The sequence below is a fragment of the Methylobacterium sp. SyP6R genome (genome assembly GCF_019216885.1).
Lineage (GTDB): Bacteria > Pseudomonadota > Alphaproteobacteria > Rhizobiales > Beijerinckiaceae > Methylobacterium.
In genome coordinates, this window is sequence record NZ_JAAQRC020000001.1 from 2,139,473 (window position 1) to 2,158,142 (window position 18,670).

Sequence of the window (18,670 nt, forward strand, 5' to 3'; positions counted from 1 at the left end):
ATGAAATGCAATCGCCAATTAATTTAATTCTAGCGCGAGGAAAATATGCAAACTGTAAACAATCGTTTGTGCGGCAATGCCGTCGATATGTGTGATTTTAGTGCGTTTGAGCAATTTGTTCAAACATTTCATGGCTCTTTATTGGGCACTACTTTTGTCCCATTAGGAGGAATGCACGATGGTGGCGCGGACGGATTTGTAGAGCAGATATTCGAGTCAAAAGCACGCGCTGGCACATTTTTGCAGGCGTCAAAAACTACGGATATTCAGGGAAAAATCGCCCAAACCCTAAAAAGGCTCAAAGATTTTGGCCGATCTCCTAATGTTGTTATGTTTTATTTCTCCGTTCCAATTTCTCAGATCGATAGTATTGAAGAATATAATACAAATAAGCATAATATAACAGTGAGAATTCGGGCAAAACAATATATAGAGACACACATAAACGACAGTCCGCAAACTATCCAAGCATTTAACTCTTATTTAAGACCTTCGATTTTACATTTACTAGAGGTAGGATCAACTGGAAATAGTAGGGAATTTCCATTCGACGAGAAAGCTCTATGCGCATTCTTAGGACAAGAGGTAAATAGAAGGCGAGGAAATTCTACCTTGCTTACATCACTAACTGACAGTTTAATCTTGTGGAGCCTCGAAGGCACAGACCCCGATAAGAGCATATTTCTCGATAAAAATCAAATACAGGCGAAAATAGAAGGTGCTATTCCTGCGGCAAAGCAATTTATACGAGGAAATATAAAACATAGACTTGATAAACTTTCTTCAAAGCACAATGGGTCTGGCCGACAAATAAGCTTTCACAAAAAACTGGGATCTTATGCGCTAAAGTATGAAGAAAGACAGAAGCTAGTCGAGGAAAACATAAAAGAAGCAGAAATTATAAATAAAGTTTCAGATTCGATTTTCGAAAAATTGCGTTTAGAGCTGCCTTCTGATTTGCATGTGCAAATTCCCATTATATCATCCGCCATCTTGGAATGTATTGAGGAATTATTTAGAAAACAGGGAATGGTATTAAGTTTATATATTAATGATAAAGACGATGATTTAATAGAGGAAATCAATCTTACAAATGTTATAGATCAAAAAGTTGACGCATTGAATATGCAAGCTGATAGCTCGATAAAAATAAAATCTGCTATCATAATTATTTTACGATCTATGATTTACAATCCATCCAACGTAGAACATGACTATCTTCTTCGACTCAGCAACACATATTTTATATTGTTTTCTATAAAAAATGATCCGAAGATTGTGGAATATTTTAGTGGAATGGCGGAAAAACTTTACCTTTATGTAGGATCAGATCTAATAATAAAAGCATTGTCTGAATATCATCTCCCAGATTACGGAAGGTTGATTACAAATAGTCTGCGTATACTTCGAGAATCTGGCGCCACACTTGTGATGGCCGAGCCGGCATTTGAAGAAGTTTTCACGCACTTGCGTGCCGCGGTGTTAGAATTCGAAAATTTTTACGCTCCAGTAGAGTCTGCGATCGACGAAGAATTTGTCCCTTATATTGATAGAATTATAATTAGGGCATATTTCTATGCTAAATTAGACATTAATGTCGTAGGGAGAAAGCCGAAAGGTTGGATGTCATACATCAATCAATTCTGTGATTACGACGATCTTAAACGAAACAAAAATCGTGAAACACTACGAATGTATTTATGCGATAAATTTTCATTGAGATTTGAAGAACGAAAGACTATGCTATCTTTATTGGACAGGGAAGATCTCAAAAGTTTAACAAATAATATAACCAATGAGAGAAAAAAATTATCGACTAAGGGCGATCGTGTTCGCGTTCTAGCGTATAATGATGCTTTACATGCTCTACGGGTTTACTCAAAAAGGCACGAAATCGGTGAGATCACTGCGCCAACGCCGTTTGGATACAAAACCTGGTGGCTGACCCACGAGAGGACGGTTCAGCGGGTTGCATTGACAACACTTGAAAATAGAAAATCAAGATTTATAATGAGACCTGAATTTTTGCTAAACTATATTTATTTAATGCCTACAAAAAGTGAAATTATCGAAAGTTACAGAAATATATTTCCAACAATACTCGGTGTAAGCTTGAGTAGACGAGCGCCCAGGCATACATTGCACAATATATTAATAAGCGCTCGAGAAGCATATAGCGTAGATAGCAGCCGCTCTAGGGTCATGTTAAAAAATTTTTCTGACCTTCTTAAGTCAGATCAGATAAGGATATACGATCATAATCTTGATGGCGGCGAACCTGGAACTTTAGATTATCACCGGCAACCTGCCGATCGGTGAGAAATTACGTTTTTATTTAGATTTTTTATCAAAATACGCGAAAAGCTTCGGCAGCAATGCCGTCGTGCGATAGATTGCGCAGGTCTCATGCATCGTGACTACATGTATGCATAAGACCTGCAACTTCGGCGTGATCTAAAATGCGAACCTTATTATATTTTAAGCGTGATCAGAAGCTGACCAGTCTGGAGTGCCTTAACTTGACAAATTTACTTTGACTCCGATCAGTCCCACTTCAAGGCGGTCATCTTAACCGTGAAGCTGCAAGCGCGTTTACCCTCGCCCTTCCCCCACCGGCTCCGCACACAACGCCCCCAACGCCTCCACCAGCCGGTCCGGGTTCAGCGGCTTCCTGAGCATCGGCAGATCCGGCCACATCAGCCGCATCGCCCGAGGCAGGACGCCGCCGGTGCAGATCAGAACCGGCACGCCCTTGGCGATCAGGCATTCGGCGGTGGGCGTCGCCTCGCCGTCGGCGAGGTTGAGGTCGAGGATCGCGACGTCGATCGCCTCGAGGTCGATCAGGGCCAGCGCTTCGCGGTTGGTGCGGGCCGGGCCGACGGCGTGGGCGTTCGAGGCGGTCACGATCTCGGTCAGCTCCAGGGCGACCAGCGCCTCGTCCTCGACGATCAGCACCCGTCGTCCGTCCAGCATCGCGATCTCCGTGGGTTCCGGGGCGGGCGAATCGCCGTCCGCTCCGGGCAACGGAGGCGAGAGTGTGTCGGCGGCTCCCCCGGGTCAATCGCGCGAATGCGACGGTGCGGTTTAAATGCTCCTTAACCATGACGGCAGCATCGTCAGCCTGGCCGTGATCGGATGCGGCGCGCCCTCAAGGGGTGCGGTCCGGACGGCGCGAGGCGCGGAGAGGCGGCGATGGGCGAGGCGGCGTTTGACATCTCGGGCCAGGAAAGCAGCGGCCCGGATTTCGATCTGGTGCGGCGCCTGCTTCTGCCGCCGGGCTGGATCGGGGCCCGTCCCTACCGGCTGCCCCCGCCCGACGCGATGGAGATCGAGGAGATCGACGACCTCGTCGCGACGCTCGAAGCCGAGAACAAGGTGATGAAGGCCGTGCTGCGCTCCGAGCGCGAGGCCGCCGCGGAGCTGCGGGCCCAGGTCGCCGCGCTGACGACCCAGCAGGCTGAAGGCGAGGACCGGCAGGAAGACCTGCGTGCCGACCGCGACCGCTGGGCCTCGCTCGTCGAGCGCCTGCTGTTCGCGCCGCGCTGAGAGCGTGGCTCGCCCCTCGTCCCGTTCCACCGCCAGATCAGTCGCACGGAGACGGCCATGAGCCCCCGCTGCTCGCTCGTCGTCAACGGCAAGCCCGTCCGTGTGGCGACCGGCGACACGCCCCTCGACGCCGCCCTGCCCCGGAACGTGGCGGCCGGCCGCGACGGCGTGATCCAGGATTCCGTGCTGCAGGAGGTTCTGCCGCGCCTGCGCAACACCAGCCGCGCCCGGCCCCGCCTCGGCGAGGGCGTCGCCACCCGGCCGGGCCCTGCCCCGTCCGCCCTCGCCGTCCTGCGCACCGCCAAGCGCGCCGGCACGCTGCTCTCCGCCACGCCGCTCTCGGGGGCGGTGATGGAAGTGGTGGTCACGGTCTCGCGCACCCTCGACGTCGCTCCCGGCCAGGCCGTGGAGGTCGCCTTCGCGGGGCTGCCGGCCCGGCCCTACTGCCCGACCCAGCGCATCGCCGGCAATACCGAGCTCAACGAACTCGTCTTCCACCTGCGCCGCGACCGCGGCGCGCTCGGCCCGGCTCTGGGCGAGGCGGTGCATCCCGGCCATGCCGTACGGATCAAGGGCCCGGCCGGCGGCACGCCGTACCGCCCCGGCCCCGGACGCCTCGTGCTGGTCTCCGCCGAGACCGGCTTCGCGCCGATCTGGGCCATCGCCCGGGCGGCGCGCCACATCGAGACCGGCCGCGAGATGGTGGTGGTGGCCGGCGCCGCGGATGCCGACGACCTCTACATGCGCCCCGCCCTCGACTGGCTGCGCGGCACCGGCGTGCAACAGGTCACGATGGCGGCGAGCCGCGACCGTCGCGGCCAGGCCGATGTGCGCCACGGCCCCGTCACCGCCCACCTGCCGACCCTGCGCGGCAGCGATACCGTCCACGTCGCCGGGCCGCCGGAGATCGTGCGGGCGGTGGAGCGACTCTGCGACAGCGTCGGCGCGTCCTGCGCCGCCCTGCCCTTCCTGCCCGCCCGCAGCCGGGCCCGCAGCCTCGTCACCCCGGGAGATACGGGGGCGCAGTTCGGGTTGTGAGCCCCCGTCAGGCGACGGGGCGCAGCTCGGCGACCGGCACCGGATAGGCGTGCGGCCGCCCGGCCAGCATCGCGTCGATCAGCGCCAGCACCTCCGCCCGCCCGACATTCGCCGCCTGCTCGAACGGCGTCCAGGTCTGGTGGAAGTCGAGGGCGGCGAAGACCGCGCGGTAGCGGGTGAGCTCGGCCTGGGTCAGCGGCACGCCGCGCACGAAGGCCTTGTGGGCCGAGATCGTCAGCGCCTCGCGGGGATTCTGCGGGTTCAGCTCGAACTTCAGGGCGTCGCCGCAGAACACGATGCCGCGGGCGCGGTCGTGCAGCACCGCGTGGCCGTCGAAATGGCCGGCGGTGCGGTGCAGTGTCAGACCTGGCAGCGGCTCCAGCACGTCGTCGTAGGGCCAGGACACCTGAAGCGCCGCGCTCCAGGTGAAATCCGCCGCCGGAAGGCACAGTTCGGGGTCGAACCGGTCCTGGAGTTGGGGCAATGCGCCGTAGCTGTGCGGGTGCGAGGCCGCGAGAATCGTCATGCCGCCCAAGCCGGCGATGTGATCGAGCGCCGCCTCGCTGAAGACCGGACAGCCCTCGAAGCCCATATTGCCGTTCGGCGTGACGATCAGGTAGGCGCTCGGCCCGATGCCGGTGACCGGCTCGTTCCAGAACTTCCACACGCCCGGTTCGACCTCGGCCCAATGGCAGGGGAACGACGCTTGCGCCTCCGCGACGTCGCGGAACCGCCAGCCGTCTTGCGGCACGACATGGCGCGCGTCGAGGCACATCGGGCAGCTCGGTGGGGCCGCGAAGTGGCGCTGCCAGAAGCCGCAATTATCGCAGACGAAGGCGGGGAGAGCGAGGGCGCCCGCGAAGGGCAGGTATCCGGGCACGCGCGAGACCTGATCGATGGAGGTGCCGCCGGATATAGGTGCGGCGGCACCGCCGTCGATGGAGGCGTAAGGCCGCTACGCGCCGGCCAGCACCCGGGCGCAGACCGCGTCGAGCTTGGCCATCAGGGCCGGATCGCGGTGGGTCGGGGCGGTCATGATGGCGCCGTCCAGCGCCCGGTCCGAGCCCGCCGGGCAGGGCTCGCGCTCGGCCGGGAAGTCGCGGGCGAGCCGGCTCACCAGGCGGGCGGCCTTCGCGGCGTTGGCGCGGGCCACCGCCACCACGGCGGCCACGTCGACGGCGTCGTGCTCCGGGTGCCAGCAATCGAAGTCGGTCACCATGGCGATGGTGGCGTAGGTGATCTCGGCCTCGCGGGCGAGCTTGGCCTCCGGCATGTTGGTCATGCCGATCACGTCGTAGCCCTGCGCCTTGTAAGTGAGCGACTCGGCGTAGGAGGAGAATTGCGGCCCCTCCATGCAGACGTAGGTGCCGCCCTTCCTGGCCGCGATCTCCTCGGCCTCCGCCGCCGCCAGGATCCGGGCTTGCAGGCCCGGGCCGACCGGATGGGCCATCGAGACATGGGCGACGCAGCCATTGCCGAAGAACGACGAGGTCCGGCCGACCGTCCGGTCGACGAACTGGTCGACGAGCACGAACAGGCCCGGATGGAGCTCCTGCCGGAACGAGCCGCAGGCCGAGAGCGCCACGATGTCGGTGACGCCGGCGCGCTTCATCGCGTCGATATTGGCCCGGTAGTCGATGCCCGAGGGCGACAGCCGGTGGCCGCGGCCGTGGCGGGCCAGGAACACCACCTGCGTCCCGCCGATCCGGCCGATGCGGAGCGCATCCGAGGGCTCGCCCCAGGGCGAGGCGATCGCCTCCTCGCGCACGTCCTCCAGGCCGGGCAGATCGTAGACGCCCGACCCGCCGATCACTCCGAGCACGGCCTTGACCATCAGGGTTCTCCTGTAACGAAAAGAGGCCCCTCGCGGGGCCTCTGGCAGGGATGATGTCCGGCGTCAGCTGGTCTTGTGCAGCTCGGGCTGCAGCCCGTGCGTCTCGCCGCCGACGTCGGACCAGATCTTCTTCTTCACGTAGTAGAGCAGGCCAGCCAGCACCAGCAGGAACAGGATCGCCCGCAGGCCCAGCGACTTGCGCGCCAGGAGGTGGGGTTCGGCGGTCCACATCAGGAAGGCGGTGATGTCGCGCGAGTACTGGTCGACCGTCTCCGGCACGACCGGCTTGCCGTCGGCGCCCTTGGCGTAGGTCACCTGACCATCGCTGAGGGGCTTGGGCATCGCGATGACGTGGCCCGGATAGAACTCGTTGTAGTGGCCGCCCTCCGGCACGGTCACACCCTTGGGCACCTCCTCCTTGTAGCCGTTGAGGAGGGCGTGGATGTAGTCAGGACCCTGCTCGGTATAGCCGATGAAGGGCAGCCAATCGATGATGAACCACAGGCCGCCGCGGGCGAAGGTGCGGGCCTTGGCCATCAGCGACAGGTCCGGCGGCGCCTTGCCGCCATTGGCGGCGGCCGCGGCCTGCTCGTTCGGGAACGGCGCCGGGATCCTGTCCGCCGGGCGGCCGGGCCGCTCGAACATGTCGCCGGAATCGTTCGGGCCGTCCTTGACCTTGTACTCGGCCGCCAGCGCCTTGACCTGGGCGGCGGAGAAGTCGGGTCCGCCTTCCTGCTCGAGGTTGCGGAAGCGGATGTAGTTCAGGCTGTGGCAGTTCGAGCAGACCTCGCGGTAGACCTGGAAGCCGCGCTGCAGCTGCGCCTGGTCGAAGGTGCCGAACATCCCCGAGAAGGTCCACTTCTCGCGGTGCGGCAGCGGGCCGTGGTCCTCGGCCGAGGCGGCGCCGGCCGACAGGAGCGCGGCGAGAGCGGCAGCCAAGAGAGCGCGTGTTCTGATCATTCCCCTCGATGCCCCTTACGGCGTCGTTAGTGCTTCATCGCGATCGTGGGAGCGGGCGGATGCGCGGAGCACCCGCCCGTCCGGGGCATCATCAGCCCTTGGTCGGCGGCGCCGCGGCGGCGCCGGCCGGCATGCCGGAGGAGCCGACCTGCTTGCCCGGACCGGTGACGCTCTCGAGGATCGAGCCCGGCAGGGGCTTCGGCGTCTCGAAGAGGCCGACCAGCGGCATCACGATCAGGAAGTGGGCGAAGTAGTAGAAGGTGGCGATGCGCGAGGCCAGGACGTAGCCGCCCTCCGGGGGCTTCGAGCCGAGCCAGCCGAGCAGGAAGCAGCAGAAGATGAAGACCCAGAAGAACTGGCGGTAGATCGGCCGGTAGTTGGCCGAGCGGACCCGCGAGGTGTCGAGCCACGGCGCCAGCGCCAGGATGATCACCGCGCCGAACATCAGCACCACGCCGCCGAGCTTGTCCGGCACCGCGCGCAGGATGGCGTAGAAGGGCAGGAAGTACCACTCGGGCACGATATGCGCCGGCGTCACGGCGGGGTTCGCCGGGATGTAGTTGTCGGCGTGGCCGAGGTAGTTCGGCTGCAGGAAGATCCAGTAGGCGAAGAAGGCGAAGAACACCACCACCGCGAACACGTCCTTGATGGTCGCGTAGGGGGTGAAGGGCACGGCGTCCTTGCCGGTCTTGATCGGGATGCCGGTCGGGTTGTTCTGGCCGGTGACGTGCAGCGCCCAGACGTGCAGGACGACGACGCCGGCGATCATGAACGGCAGCAGGTAGTGCAGCGAGAAGAAGCGGTTAATCGTCGGGTTGCCGACCGAGTAGCCGCCCCAGAGCAGGCTCTGGATCGTGTCGCCGACGATCGGGATCGCCGCCAGGATGTTGGTGATGACGGTGGCGCCCCAGAACGACATCTGGCCCCACGGCAGGGTGTAGCCGAGGAACGCGGTCGCCATCATCAGCAGGTAGATGATCACGCCGAGGATGTAGAGCACCTCGCGCGGGGCCTTGTAGGACCCGTAATAGAGGTTGCGGAACATGTGCACGTACACCGCGATGAAGAACATCGAGGCGCCGTTGGCGTGCATGTAGCGCAGGAGCCAGCCGTAATTCACGTCGCGCATGATGTGCTCGACGGAGTTGAACGCCTCGGTAGCCGAGGGCTGGTAGTGCATCGCCAGCCAGACGCCGGTGATGATCTGCGAGCCCAGCATCGCCATCAGGATGGCGCCGAACGTCCAGAAGTAGTTCAGGTTGCGCGGAACCGGGAAGGCGATGAACGAGGAATGGACCAGGCCTGCGATCGGCAGCCGGGCCTCGAACCACTTCGCGAAGCGGCTCTTGGGGATGTAGGTCGTAGCGTGTGCGCTCATGGGGCAGCCCGCGTCTGGCGTTGTTTCACGATCGGCGGATCAGGCGGTGGCCGCTTCGCCGATGCGGACCTTGGTGTCGCCCTGGAAGGCGTAGGGCGGAATCGGCAGGTTGATCGGCGCCGGCCCGCGGGTCACGCGGCCCACCGCGTCGAATTGCGAGCCGTGGCAGGGGCAGCCCCAGCCCTCGTGGCCGCCGGCATTGGCGATCGGCACGCAGCCGAGATGGGTGCAGTTGCCGTAGGTCACGAGCCAGCGCTCGTGGCCCGCCTTGACGCGGCCGAGGAACGGCGCCGGGTCGATCATGCTCGCCGGGGCGACCGCCTTCATGTCGGCGACCTCCTTCTCGGTGAGGTGGCGCACGAAGATCAGCTTGCCGCGCCAGAACACGTTGACGATCTGGCCGTCGGCGATCGGCGTCAGGTCGACGTCGATCGGCGCACCGGCGGCGATCGTCTCGGCATCGGGAGCCATCGAGGCGACGAAGGGCCAGGCCAGAGCGGCGGCCCCGACCACGGCGCCCGCGCCGGTGGCGAGGAACAGGAAGTCCCGGCGGGTCGACCCGTGGGGATGCGCGGCGTCGGATGGGGCGACGGTGGTGGCCAAGTTCCGGCTCTCCCGAAAATCGTTGACGGCGCGGGCCGCCGCTCGCGCGGCAACAAGGCGTCGAGGCCCGCGGGAAGGGTCGGCGGGGTTGTCGTTCCCCGATCCTGGCGGACCGAAGCACCTCCCCACTCATGGCGGCAATGCGACCGGGCGTCGCCGCGCGGCTAGCTCTCTGGCACGGTCAAGCCCCGGAATAAAGGGCGAAAAGGGGGCTGGATCCGGAGGAATTCCAGATTTCGGGCGAGTGTGTTTTCGAGTGCGGGGCGGCCTTGCAAGGCCGCCCCGAGGTTGTGCGGTGCTACTCGGCGGGAGCACCGATGCGGCCCGGGGCCGCGGGTGCGCCGGTCTGGCTCAGTCGCAGGACCGTGATCATGCCGACGATGCCCGCGCAGGCGATCAGCAGCAGGCCGCCGGTGAAGCTGCCGGTCCAGTCCTTGATCGCGCCGACGGCGTAGGGGGCGACGAAGCCCGACAGGTTGCCGATCGAGTTCACCACCGCGATGGCGCCGGCGGCGGCGGCCCCCGACAGGGTCTCGGTCGGCAGCGTCCAGGTGATCGGCAGCGCGCCGAAGATGCCGAGAGCCGCGCCCGAGAACAGCACCACCTTCATGATGTGATCGTCGACGAGCGCGGCCCCGATGGTGCAGACCGACGCGCAGGCGAGCGCCGCGGCGAGGTGATAGCGGCGCTCCTTCTTGGCGTCCGAGCGCCGGCCCCACCACAGCATGCCGACCGTGCCGACGGCGTAGGGGATGATCATCACGAAGCCGGTCTGGGCGTTGGTGAGCCCGAAGGCCTTGAAGATCTGCGGCAGGAAGAAGCCGAAGGCGTAGAGCAGCGCCACGGCGCCGAAATACACCACCGCGATCGCGAGCACCCGCGGGTTGAGGATTTCCTGGGTCAGCGGCACATGGCCCTGGCGCGGGTTGCGGGCGGCCTCGGCGGCGAGCGTCTGCTCCAGCCACGCGCGTTCGTCGGGGGCGAGCCACTTGGCGTCGGCCGGCCGGTCGGTGAGGTAGAAATAGGTCATCACCGACAGGACGATCGCCGGCAGCGCCTCGATCACGTAGAGCCACTGCCAGCCCTTGAATCCGAGCACGCCGTCGAGTTCGAGCAGCATGCCGGAGATCGGCGAGCCGATGACGCTGGAGAGCGGGATCGCCACCATGAACAGCGAGACGATACGGGCCCGGTAGGCCGCCGGGAACCACAGGGTGAGATAGAAGATGATGCCCGGGAAGAAGCCGGCCTCGGCCGCGCCGAGGAGCAGGCGCATGATGTAGAAGCTGGCCTCGCCGCCGATGAAGGCCATGCCGCCGGAGATCACGCCCCAGCTCAGCATGATGCGGGCGATCCAGCGCCGCGCGCCGAACTTCTCCAGCGCCAGGTTCGACGGCACCTCGAAGATGAAGTACGTGATGAAGAACAGGCCGGCGCCGAGGCCGTAGGCCGTGGCCGAGATGCCGAGGTCCTTGTTCATGCTCAGCGAGGCGAACCCGACATTGACGCGGTCGAGATAGGCCACGAAGTAGCAGACGATCAGGAACGGGATCAGGCGCCAGCTGACGCGCCTGATGGTTCGGGCTTCGATGTCGGTCGTCACGGCGATGTCCTCCCGGCCGATTGTTGTTGGGCCCTAATGGGGTACGGCCGGGTGTGAGAACCCGGCTCCGGTGCCCGGGATGACCGGATTGGTGCCCGTTGGCAAGGAGCGACGATCTGCGGAGGTGCAAGCCCTTGTGGGAGGGCCCTCTTCTGGTCTAGTGCTCCCCTCCCCCACCGGTGACGCACCGCAGCAAGGCCCGTCGGGCCGCACGCGAGCCGGTGCCCGTTCGAGATGCAGAAGTTCGCCATGGTCACGCCACGCCGCGACAGCGGAGCCGACCGCCCCCAGCTCACCGGAGCCCGGGTGCTCGTCGTCGAGGCCCGCTACTACGAGGACATCGCCGACGAGCTTTTGGCCGGCGCGAAGGCCGCGATCGCGGAGGCCGGCGCCGAGGCGGTGGTGGTGACGGTGCCGGGGGCGCTGGAGATCCCCCAGACGGTGGCGATCCTGCTCGAGGCGGCTGCCCGGGCCCACACGCCCTACGACGCGGTGGTGGCGCTCGGCTGCGTCATCCGCGGCGAGACCGGCCATTACGACATCGTCGCCGGCGAGAGCGCCCGGGCGCTGATGGACCTCTCGGTCATGCTCCGCCTGCCGCTCGGCAACGGCATCCTGACGGTCGAGACCGAGGCCCAGGCCCAGGCCCGCGCCCGGGTCGCCGAGATGAACAAGGGCGGCGGCGCGGCGGAGGCGGCGCTCGCCGTTCTGGCCCTGCGCCGGGCCCAGGATGCGGGCCGCCAGGACCGCACCATCGGCTTCACCCCCCGCCGCGATCCGGAGACCAAGTGAGATGAAGCCCGCCGAGCGCAGCGGCGCCCGCCTCGCGGTGGTCCAGGCCCTCTACGAGATGGAGATCTCCGGCAAGGGCGTGATCGACGCCCTGGCCGAGTTCGAGGCCTTCTGGATCGGGCAGGTCATCGACGAGGTCGAGCACCCGCCGGCCGAGACCGCCTTCTTCCGCGACCTCCTGCGCGGTACCGTCGAGGAGCAGCGCGCGATCGACCAGCGGCTCGACGCGGCCCTCGCCGCCGGCTGGCCCCTGCGCCGCCTCGAAGCGGTGGTGAGGGCGATCCTGCGCGCCGGTGCCTACGAGGTGATGTTCCGCCGCGACGTGCCGGTGAAGGTCGCGATCTCCGAATATGTCGACGTCGCCCACAGCTTCTATGAGGGCGAGGAGCCGGGTCTCGTCAACGCGGTGCTCGACAAGGTCGGCCGCGCCGTGCGCCCCGACGATTTCACCAAGGGGTCCCGCGCCGGTTGAGGTCGCGGGAACGCTGCCCTGCGGACGCGCACGAACACGAAATAATACGAAAATTTTCCGTTTTTGCCGTTAGATCGTTGTGGCCCTCGGCCCCCTGGGCTCTAGCTGTCGGCCAAGGTTCGGGCGGGTCACGGTTGCGTCCGCCATCCGCCCCCTTCCGCGAGACCGTCACGCGATGGCACGTCCCGACCTGCCCCGCCCTACCGAAGACGAGCTGATCGCCCGCTACTTCGCGCCGCTCGCCGGCGCCGGCGGCCTGTCCTTGCGCGACGACGCGGCCGTGCTGACGCCGCGACCGGGCCATGACCTCGTCCTGACCACCGACGCGGTCGTGGCCGGCGTGCACTACTTCCCCGACGACCCGCCGGCCTCGATCGCCCACAAGGCGCTGGGCGTGAACCTGTCGGACCTCGCCGCCAAGGGCGCCGAGCCGCGGGGCTTCCTCCTCACCCTGGCCTTGTCGGACGATTGGGACGAGGCCTGGCTCGCCGAGTTCTGCACGGGCCTGAGCGAGGCGGCGGCGCTGGCGAGCTGCCCGCTGCTCGGCGGCGACACGGTGCGGGCGGCGGGCTCCACCCTCGTCGGCATCACGGCGCTGGGCGAGGTGCCGGCCGGCACGATGGTGCGGCGGGACGCGGCGCAGGTCGGCGACCGCCTGCTCGTCTCCGGCAGCATCGGCGACGCGGCGCTCGGCCTGAAGCTCCGGCAGAAGCCGGCAGCGTCATGGGGCGAGGCATTGTCCTTCCCGGCCCGTGCCGCCCTGGTCGACCGCTACCTGCACCCGCAAGCCCGCCTCGCCCTCGCACCGGCCCTGCGCGCCCATGCCCGCGCGGCGATGGACGTCTCCGACGGGCTCGTCGGCGACCTCGCCAAGATGATGCGGGCGGCGAACCTGAGCGCCGAGGTCGAGATCGATCGGGTTCCGCTCTCGGATGCCGCTCGGGGCGCCCTGGCGGCGATGCCGGTCCTGGTCGACACCGCGCTCACCGGCGGCGACGATTACGAGATCCTCTGCGCGGCCGATCCGGCCTCGGTGCCGGCCCTGCGCGAGGCGTCGGAGCGGGCCGGCCTGCCGCTCACCGAGATCGGCACGGTGACGGAGGGCGGCACCCCGCCGGTCTTCCGCACGGCCGACGGCACGGTGCGCAGTTTCCGCTCGGGCTCGTTCAGCCACTTCTGAGTCGTTCCGAAGGACCGGCGACCGGCGTCGAAAGTCTCAAGCGGACGAAGCTTGGGAGCGTTTGCGCTCGGGTGCGAAGTTTGGCACGACTAGGAGCGTGGATCCGCGCTGGCGCGCGGGCCCGCTCAACAGGGAGGGAGGCCTGCGTCGCGCGTTCACGGCCGCTCGCCATCTCGGCCGTCCGACGTCGCGGGAATGCCCGACAATCAAGGACGGTAGAATGACCGCACTCCTGCTCATCATCCTGGGCGGCCTCTGCGCCGTTGCCTACGGCATCGTCACCATCAACGACGTCATGCGGCGCGATGCCGGCACGCAGCGCATGCAGGAGATCGCCGGCGCGATCGCCGAGGGCGCCCAGGCCTATCTTCGCCGCCAATACCTCACCATCGGGCTCGTCGGCGTGGTGCTGTTCGTGCTCCTCGCCTGGTTCCTCGGCATCAAGGTGGCGGTCGGCTTCCTGATCGGTGCCGTCCTGTCGGGGCTGGCCGGCTTCATCGGCATGAACGTCTCGGTGCGCGCCAACGTCCGCACCGCGCAGGCCGCGGCGCAGTCGCTCGGCGCCGGCCTCTCGGTGGCGTTCAAGTCGGGCGCCGTCACCGGCATGCTGGTGGCCGGCCTCGCCCTTCTCGGCGTGGCGCTCTACTACACCTACCTGACCCGCTTCGCCGGCCTTAACCCGGCGAGCCGCGAGGTGATCGACGCGCTCGTGGCGCTGGGCTTCGGCGCCTCGCTGATCTCGATCTTCGCCCGTCTCGGCGGCGGCATCTTCACCAAGGGAGCCGATGTCGGCGGCGACCTCGTCGGCAAGGTCGAGGCCGGGATTCCCGAGGACGATCCGCGCAACCCCGCCACCATCGCGGACAATGTCGGCGACAATGTCGGCGACTGCGCCGGCATGGCGGCCGACCTGTTCGAGACCTACGCGGTCACCCTCGTCGCCACGATGGTGCTGGCGGCGATCTTCTTCTCCGGCCAGGTCGATGTCGGGGGCCGCAACGTGCTTGAGACGATGCTGATCTACCCGATGGCGATCGGGGCGGCCTGCATCATCACCTCGATCATCGGCACGTTCTTCGTGCGCCTCGGCTCGAACCAGTCGATCATGGGGGCGCTCTACAAGGGCCTGATCGGCGCCGGCGCGCTCTCGATCGTCGCCATCGCGGGCCTCAACATGGTGATGTTCGGCGGCTTCTCGACCCGCTTCACCACCACCGGCGGCGACAGCTTCACCTCGCTCAGCCTGTTCCTCTGCGCGGTGGCAGGCCTCGTCATCACGGCGCTGATCGTCGTCATCACCGAGTACTACACCGGCACGCGCTACCGGCCGGTCAAGTCGATCGCCCATTCCTCGGTCACCGGCCACGGCACCAACGTGATCCAGGGCCTGGCGATCTCGCTCGAATCGACCGCGCTGCCGGCGATCGTCATCGTGGGCGGCATCATCGTCACCTACACGCTGGCGGGCCTGTTCGGCATCGCCATCGCGGTCACCGCGATGCTGGCGCTGGCCGGCGTGGTCGTCGCCCTCGACGCCTTCGGCCCGGTCACCGACAATGCCGGCGGCATCGCCGAGATGGCGGGGCTGCCGAAGGAAGTGCGCAAGTCCACCGATGCGCTCGACGCTGTCGGCAACACCACCAAGGCGGTCACCAAGGGCTACGCCATCGGATCGGCGGGCTTAGGCGCCCTGGTGCTGTTTGCCGCCTACACCTCGGACCTCAACTACTTCATCAAGAACGCGTCACCGACCCAGTACCGCTTCTTCCAGGGCGTCACCGTCGACTTCTCGCTGCAGAACCCCTACGTGGTCGTCGGCCTGCTGCTCGGCGGCCTGATCCCGTACCTGTTCGGCGGCATCGCCATGACGGCGGTGGGGCGCGCGGCCGGCGCCGTGGTCGAGGAGGTCCGCCGCCAGTTCCGGGAGAAGCCCGGCATCATGCAGGGGACCGAGCGGCCCGATTACGGCCGCGCCGTCGACATGCTGACCCGGGCGGCGATCAAGGAGATGGTGGTGCCGTCGCTGCTGCCGGTGCTGTCGCCGGTGGTCCTGTTCTTCGTGATCCAGGCCATCGCCGGCAAGGGCCAGGCCTTCGCCGCGGTGGGCGCGATGCTGCTCGGCGTCATCCTCACCGGCCTCTACGTCGCGATCTCGATGACCTCCGGCGGCGGCGCCTGGGACAACGCCAAGAAGTACATCGAGGACGGCCATCACGGCGGCAAGGGCTCGGACGCCCACAAGGCCGCGGTGACCGGCGACACCGTCGGCGACCCCTACAAGGACACCGCCGGCCCGGCGGTGAACCCGGCGATCAAGATCACCAACATCATCGCCCTGCTGCTGCTGGCGATCCTGGCGCATAGCTGATCGACGGCGGATCCGACGATCCGCCTGCGATCCCCACATCCTGTCATGTGGATGGTGGAACAGGCAGGGGCGTCATCGCACGATGGCGCCCCGCACCGATCGACGTCATCGAGCCCCAAAGAGCAAATCGCATCGACGGCGCGACGGCGTGACCGGCGGAGGACGACCAGCGGCGTCCCTGGCATCCGATAGCGTGGTGGGATAGCCTGTTCTCCGGGCCGATGCTGCCTGCCGCTCGCCCCGGGAACGGGATGGTGAAAGCATCGTGGACGATCCCCCCAGCCTGTCCCTCGACCGGTGACGGGTCGGCAATGCGAGCGCCGACGAGCCGCCACCGGCTTGAGGAGATCACGATGACCACCGTCGATCAGGCGAAGGCCATGGCCAGGCGCTTGCGCGCCGCGCTGGCCGCGCGCGACATCGCCGTCCCGCACGCCACTGCCCTCGAACTCGTTGCCGCCGAACTCGGCCACAGCGACTGGAACACGGCCTGTGCCGCACTCGATCATGCTGCTGATGATGGCCCTGCCTTCCTGGAGGCGGTGCCGGTGCTGCGCATCTTCGACGAGGCCAAGGCCCGCGAGTTCTATTGCGGCTTTCTCGGCTTCGCGCCGGGCTTCGAGCACCGGTTCGAACCGGGCCTGCCGCTCTACATGGAGGTCGCCCGCGCGGGTCTTCGGCTTCACCTCTCCGAGCATCACGGCGATTCCAGCCCGGGCTCCACCGTGTTCGTGCCGATGCGAGGCCTCCGCATCTATCATCGGGAATTGATGGACAAGCGTTACAGCTACGCGCGGCCCGGCATCGAGCAGGCTCCCTGGGGGGAGACGCTGGAGGTCACGGATCCGTTCGGCAACCGGCTACGATTCTGTCAGTACCGGGACGCGGAGTCCGAGCGCCGATCCGTCACCGTGTGAGGAGAGGGTCATCGCGATGGCTGTCGACATGGGACGTGTGAAGGCGCTCGTCATGGGCTTGCCGGCCGTGACCTCGGCGCCGCATTTCCATCGCACGGCGTTCCGCACGCCACGCAGGACCTTCGCGACGCTCGACGAAGCGGGTCACGACATCAACCTGATGTTCGACTCGGACCATCGCGATGTCTTCTGCGAACAGGTGCCGGCCGCCTTCAGCCCCGTCCCGGGCGGCTGGGGCCGGAGAGGCGCCACGCGGTGCGACCTGACGGTCGTCGACGAGGCGACACTACTGTCCGCGCTGACGGCGGCCCACCGCCTCGCCGCTCCGAAGATCCGGCCACCTCGCCGCCGGAACGAGGAGGCGTGAAGCCGTCCGGCGAACGGGGCTGCCGGCCGTCTGTCCGGACGTGCAGGCCCGGCGTGTTCTCCTCGGTGCGGACATCCGACGCTTGTGACGCAGATCGACGAACTGGAACGGGCTCTCGCGGAGAGTGGCGAGGACGGCCTCGCATTTCACCGCAACCAGGGCGAGGTACCGGACGCGCAGTATTCTGAAGCCTCGTGGCCGCGGCGCTGCAGAGGGCCGCGGCTTTGACGGCGCAGCTCGCCGGGACGAGCCTGTAAACCTGGGTGGCACGCACACGCGATGCGGCGACGGTATGGCGACTCGCGATTCGCCTCGACCTCATGCCTGACCATCCCGGTCTACGCTGCACCATGTCCCCTATGACGGCACGAGGAGCGCCCGCGCCGTCGCGTCAGGAGATATCCGCGGACGCGGTACCGGCATGAACGTGGCAGGGCACGGCGGCGGGTCGTCATCGTCGTCGGGCCGGCGGCCCGGGCGGGGGTACCAGCTGAATGTCCAGGAGGTGCGCGAGCGACGCCGCGGAGATGTCCGCCGCGTCGGACGCGCGCCGGGGCCGCGTGGGACCTCGTGATCGAGTTCGACCAGCGCCTCGATCACGGCATCGACCGGGACCGGCTCGGCCCGGCAGCCGGTCAGGCAGCGCAGGCCCGGCGCATTCTCCAGGGCGCAGGCATCCGACGCCCAGGAGGCCAGGATCGCGCGCTTTTCCGGACGCGACAGGAACGGATGCGCCAGCACCTCCCGCGGGTGCCGGAACACGTCGCCCGGTGCGACGAGGGCCTGCCACGCCTCGACCGAGGCGGGCTGGCCGGCAGGCGGGTTCATCGGGCCGGCAGGGATGAGGCCGGCAGGGGTAGAAGACGTCTCCATCGTCGACACGGTTCGTCCTCCCTGATGGTGCATCACAGGGCACGGGAAGGGGTTCAGGCCCCCGGGGCGCGGGGCCTCCGGGGTTTGTTCGTCAATGGCGAACGGGGGTCAGACGGCCGTCGAATCAGGCTGCCCTGGAGCGGCCCTCGGCATGGCCGTCGATCCGGGCCGGCGCGTTGTCCTGCCCGAGGGCGGCCTGGCTGCCGCCGATGGTGATGCGCCGCGGCTTCAGCGCCTCCGGCACCTCGCGTTTGAGTTCGACCGAGAGCAGGCCGTTCTCCAGGTGGGCGCCCGTGACCTTCACGTGGTCGGCGAGGCTGAAGGTCTGGCGGAAGGCGCGGGCCGCGATGCCGCGGTGCAGGTAGTCGCGCTCAGCCTCCCTGTCCTTCTTCTGGCCGGCTACGAGCAGGGTCGTGTCGTGCTGGGTCAGCTCGATCTCGTCCTGCGAGAAGCCGGCTACCGCCATGGTGATGCGGTAGGCGTCCTCGCCCGCCTTCTCGATGTCGTAGGGCGGCCATTGCTGCGTCGACGGCTCGAGCCGCGCGGCCTGGTCCAGCATCGAGAACAGCCGGTCGAAGCCCACGGTGGAGCGATACAGCGGCGCGAAGTCGAAGGTCCTCATGACCACATCCTCCTTGGAGCAACGTGATGATTTGGATCGGATGACGTTTCGGGCCGCCGGACACCCGCGTCCGGCGCCCAACCTGCAAGCCCATTCGGGCCTCGCGCGTGTGGAACG

The 18,670-nt window shown here is 65.6% G+C and carries 18 protein-coding genes; 9 read left to right on the forward strand and 9 right to left on the reverse strand.

Features of this window, described 5'->3' with window-relative positions:
* Positions 1–45: 45 nt before the first annotated feature.
* Positions 46–2,319, forward strand: a complete 2,274-nt coding sequence (locus tag HBB12_RS09885) for a hypothetical protein (protein WP_236989189.1) — start codon at positions 46–48, stop codon at positions 2,317–2,319.
* A gap of 273 nt (positions 2,320–2,592) precedes the next feature.
* Here HBB12_RS09885 and HBB12_RS09890 read toward each other — a convergent pair whose 3' ends face one another.
* Positions 2,593–2,973, reverse strand: coding sequence for a response regulator (locus HBB12_RS09890; RefSeq protein ID WP_236989190.1), 381 nt, complete (start codon positions 2,971–2,973; stop codon positions 2,593–2,595).
* Positions 2,974–3,192: 219 nt separating this feature from the next.
* Between HBB12_RS09890 and HBB12_RS09895 the strand changes: the two genes are divergently transcribed.
* A complete protein-coding gene (locus tag HBB12_RS09895; RefSeq protein WP_236989191.1) occupies positions 3,193–3,546 on the forward strand; it encodes a hypothetical protein in 354 nt (117 codons plus the stop codon).
* A 57-nt stretch (positions 3,547–3,603) separates the two neighbouring features.
* Positions 3,604–4,584: a ferredoxin reductase domain-containing protein gene (locus HBB12_RS09900; protein ID WP_236989192.1), complete on the forward strand. Its 981-nt coding sequence runs from the start codon at positions 3,604–3,606 to the stop codon at positions 4,582–4,584.
* A gap of 7 nt (positions 4,585–4,591) precedes the next feature.
* On the opposite strand, the gene HBB12_RS09905 is transcribed toward HBB12_RS09900, so the two are convergent.
* The 6 genes from HBB12_RS09905 to HBB12_RS09930 all read right to left on the reverse strand — a co-directional run bounded on the left by HBB12_RS09905 (position 4,592) and on the right by HBB12_RS09930 (position 10,962).
* A complete protein-coding gene (locus tag HBB12_RS09905) occupies positions 4,592–5,464 on the reverse strand; it encodes an MBL fold metallo-hydrolase (protein ID WP_236989193.1) in 873 nt (290 codons plus the stop codon).
* Positions 5,465–5,539: 75 nt separating this feature from the next.
* A complete protein-coding gene (locus tag HBB12_RS09910; RefSeq protein ID WP_236989194.1) occupies positions 5,540–6,418 on the reverse strand; it encodes an S-methyl-5'-thioadenosine phosphorylase in 879 nt (292 codons plus the stop codon).
* A gap of 63 nt (positions 6,419–6,481) precedes the next feature.
* Positions 6,482–7,378 carry a cytochrome c1 gene (locus HBB12_RS09915; RefSeq protein WP_236989195.1) on the reverse strand — a complete coding sequence of 299 codons (897 nt, stop codon included), beginning with the start codon at positions 7,376–7,378 and terminating at the stop codon, positions 6,482–6,484.
* 91 nt (positions 7,379–7,469) lie between these two features.
* Positions 7,470–8,756, reverse strand: a complete 1,287-nt coding sequence (locus tag HBB12_RS09920; RefSeq protein WP_236989196.1) for a cytochrome b — start codon at positions 8,754–8,756, stop codon at positions 7,470–7,472.
* Positions 8,757–8,795: 39 nt separating this feature from the next.
* Positions 8,796–9,359 carry a ubiquinol-cytochrome c reductase iron-sulfur subunit gene (petA, locus tag HBB12_RS09925; protein ID WP_236989197.1) on the reverse strand — a complete coding sequence of 188 codons (564 nt, stop codon included), beginning with the start codon at positions 9,357–9,359 and terminating at the stop codon, positions 8,796–8,798.
* A 298-nt stretch (positions 9,360–9,657) separates the two neighbouring features.
* Positions 9,658–10,962 carry an MFS transporter gene (locus HBB12_RS09930; protein ID WP_236989198.1) on the reverse strand — a complete coding sequence of 435 codons (1,305 nt, stop codon included), beginning with the start codon at positions 10,960–10,962 and terminating at the stop codon, positions 9,658–9,660.
* 249 nt (positions 10,963–11,211) lie between these two features.
* On the opposite strand from HBB12_RS09930, the gene ribH reads away from it, so the two are divergent.
* From ribH to HBB12_RS09960, 6 genes are all read left to right on the forward strand, one after another.
* Entirely contained in the window at positions 11,212–11,754 is a 543-nt protein-coding gene (gene ribH, locus HBB12_RS09935) for a 6,7-dimethyl-8-ribityllumazine synthase (RefSeq protein WP_236992727.1), read from the forward strand.
* A 1-nt stretch (position 11,755) separates the two neighbouring features.
* On the forward strand, positions 11,756–12,226 hold the full coding sequence (nusB, locus tag HBB12_RS09940; protein WP_048432729.1) for a transcription antitermination factor NusB: 471 nt from the start codon (positions 11,756–11,758) through the stop codon (positions 12,224–12,226).
* Between the two features lie 175 nt (positions 12,227–12,401).
* The gene (gene thiL / locus HBB12_RS09945; RefSeq protein WP_236989199.1) at positions 12,402–13,406 is read left to right on the forward strand and encodes a thiamine-phosphate kinase; all 1,005 of its coding nucleotides are present in this window, start codon (positions 12,402–12,404) and stop codon (positions 13,404–13,406) included.
* 220 nt (positions 13,407–13,626) lie between these two features.
* Complete coding sequence (locus tag HBB12_RS09950) at positions 13,627–15,774, forward strand: sodium-translocating pyrophosphatase (protein ID WP_236989200.1); 2,148 nt, start codon at positions 13,627–13,629, stop codon at positions 15,772–15,774.
* Positions 15,775–16,127: 353 nt separating this feature from the next.
* A complete protein-coding gene (locus tag HBB12_RS09955) occupies positions 16,128–16,691 on the forward strand; it encodes a glyoxalase superfamily protein (protein ID WP_236989201.1) in 564 nt (187 codons plus the stop codon).
* A 16-nt stretch (positions 16,692–16,707) separates the two neighbouring features.
* The gene (locus HBB12_RS09960; RefSeq protein ID WP_236989202.1) at positions 16,708–17,058 is read left to right on the forward strand and encodes an MmcQ/YjbR family DNA-binding protein; all 351 of its coding nucleotides are present in this window, start codon (positions 16,708–16,710) and stop codon (positions 17,056–17,058) included.
* Between the two features lie 357 nt (positions 17,059–17,415).
* Here the strand turns inward: HBB12_RS09960 and HBB12_RS09965 are convergent, their stop codons facing one another.
* Both HBB12_RS09965 and HBB12_RS09970 read right to left on the reverse strand, forming a co-directional pair.
* The gene (locus HBB12_RS09965; protein ID WP_236992729.1) at positions 17,416–17,931 is read right to left on the reverse strand and encodes a hypothetical protein; all 516 of its coding nucleotides are present in this window, start codon (positions 17,929–17,931) and stop codon (positions 17,416–17,418) included.
* Positions 17,932–18,055: 124 nt separating this feature from the next.
* On the reverse strand, positions 18,056–18,553 hold the full coding sequence (locus HBB12_RS09970; RefSeq protein ID WP_236989203.1) for an Hsp20 family protein: 498 nt from the start codon (positions 18,551–18,553) through the stop codon (positions 18,056–18,058).
* Between the last annotated feature and the right edge of the window lie 117 nt (positions 18,554–18,670).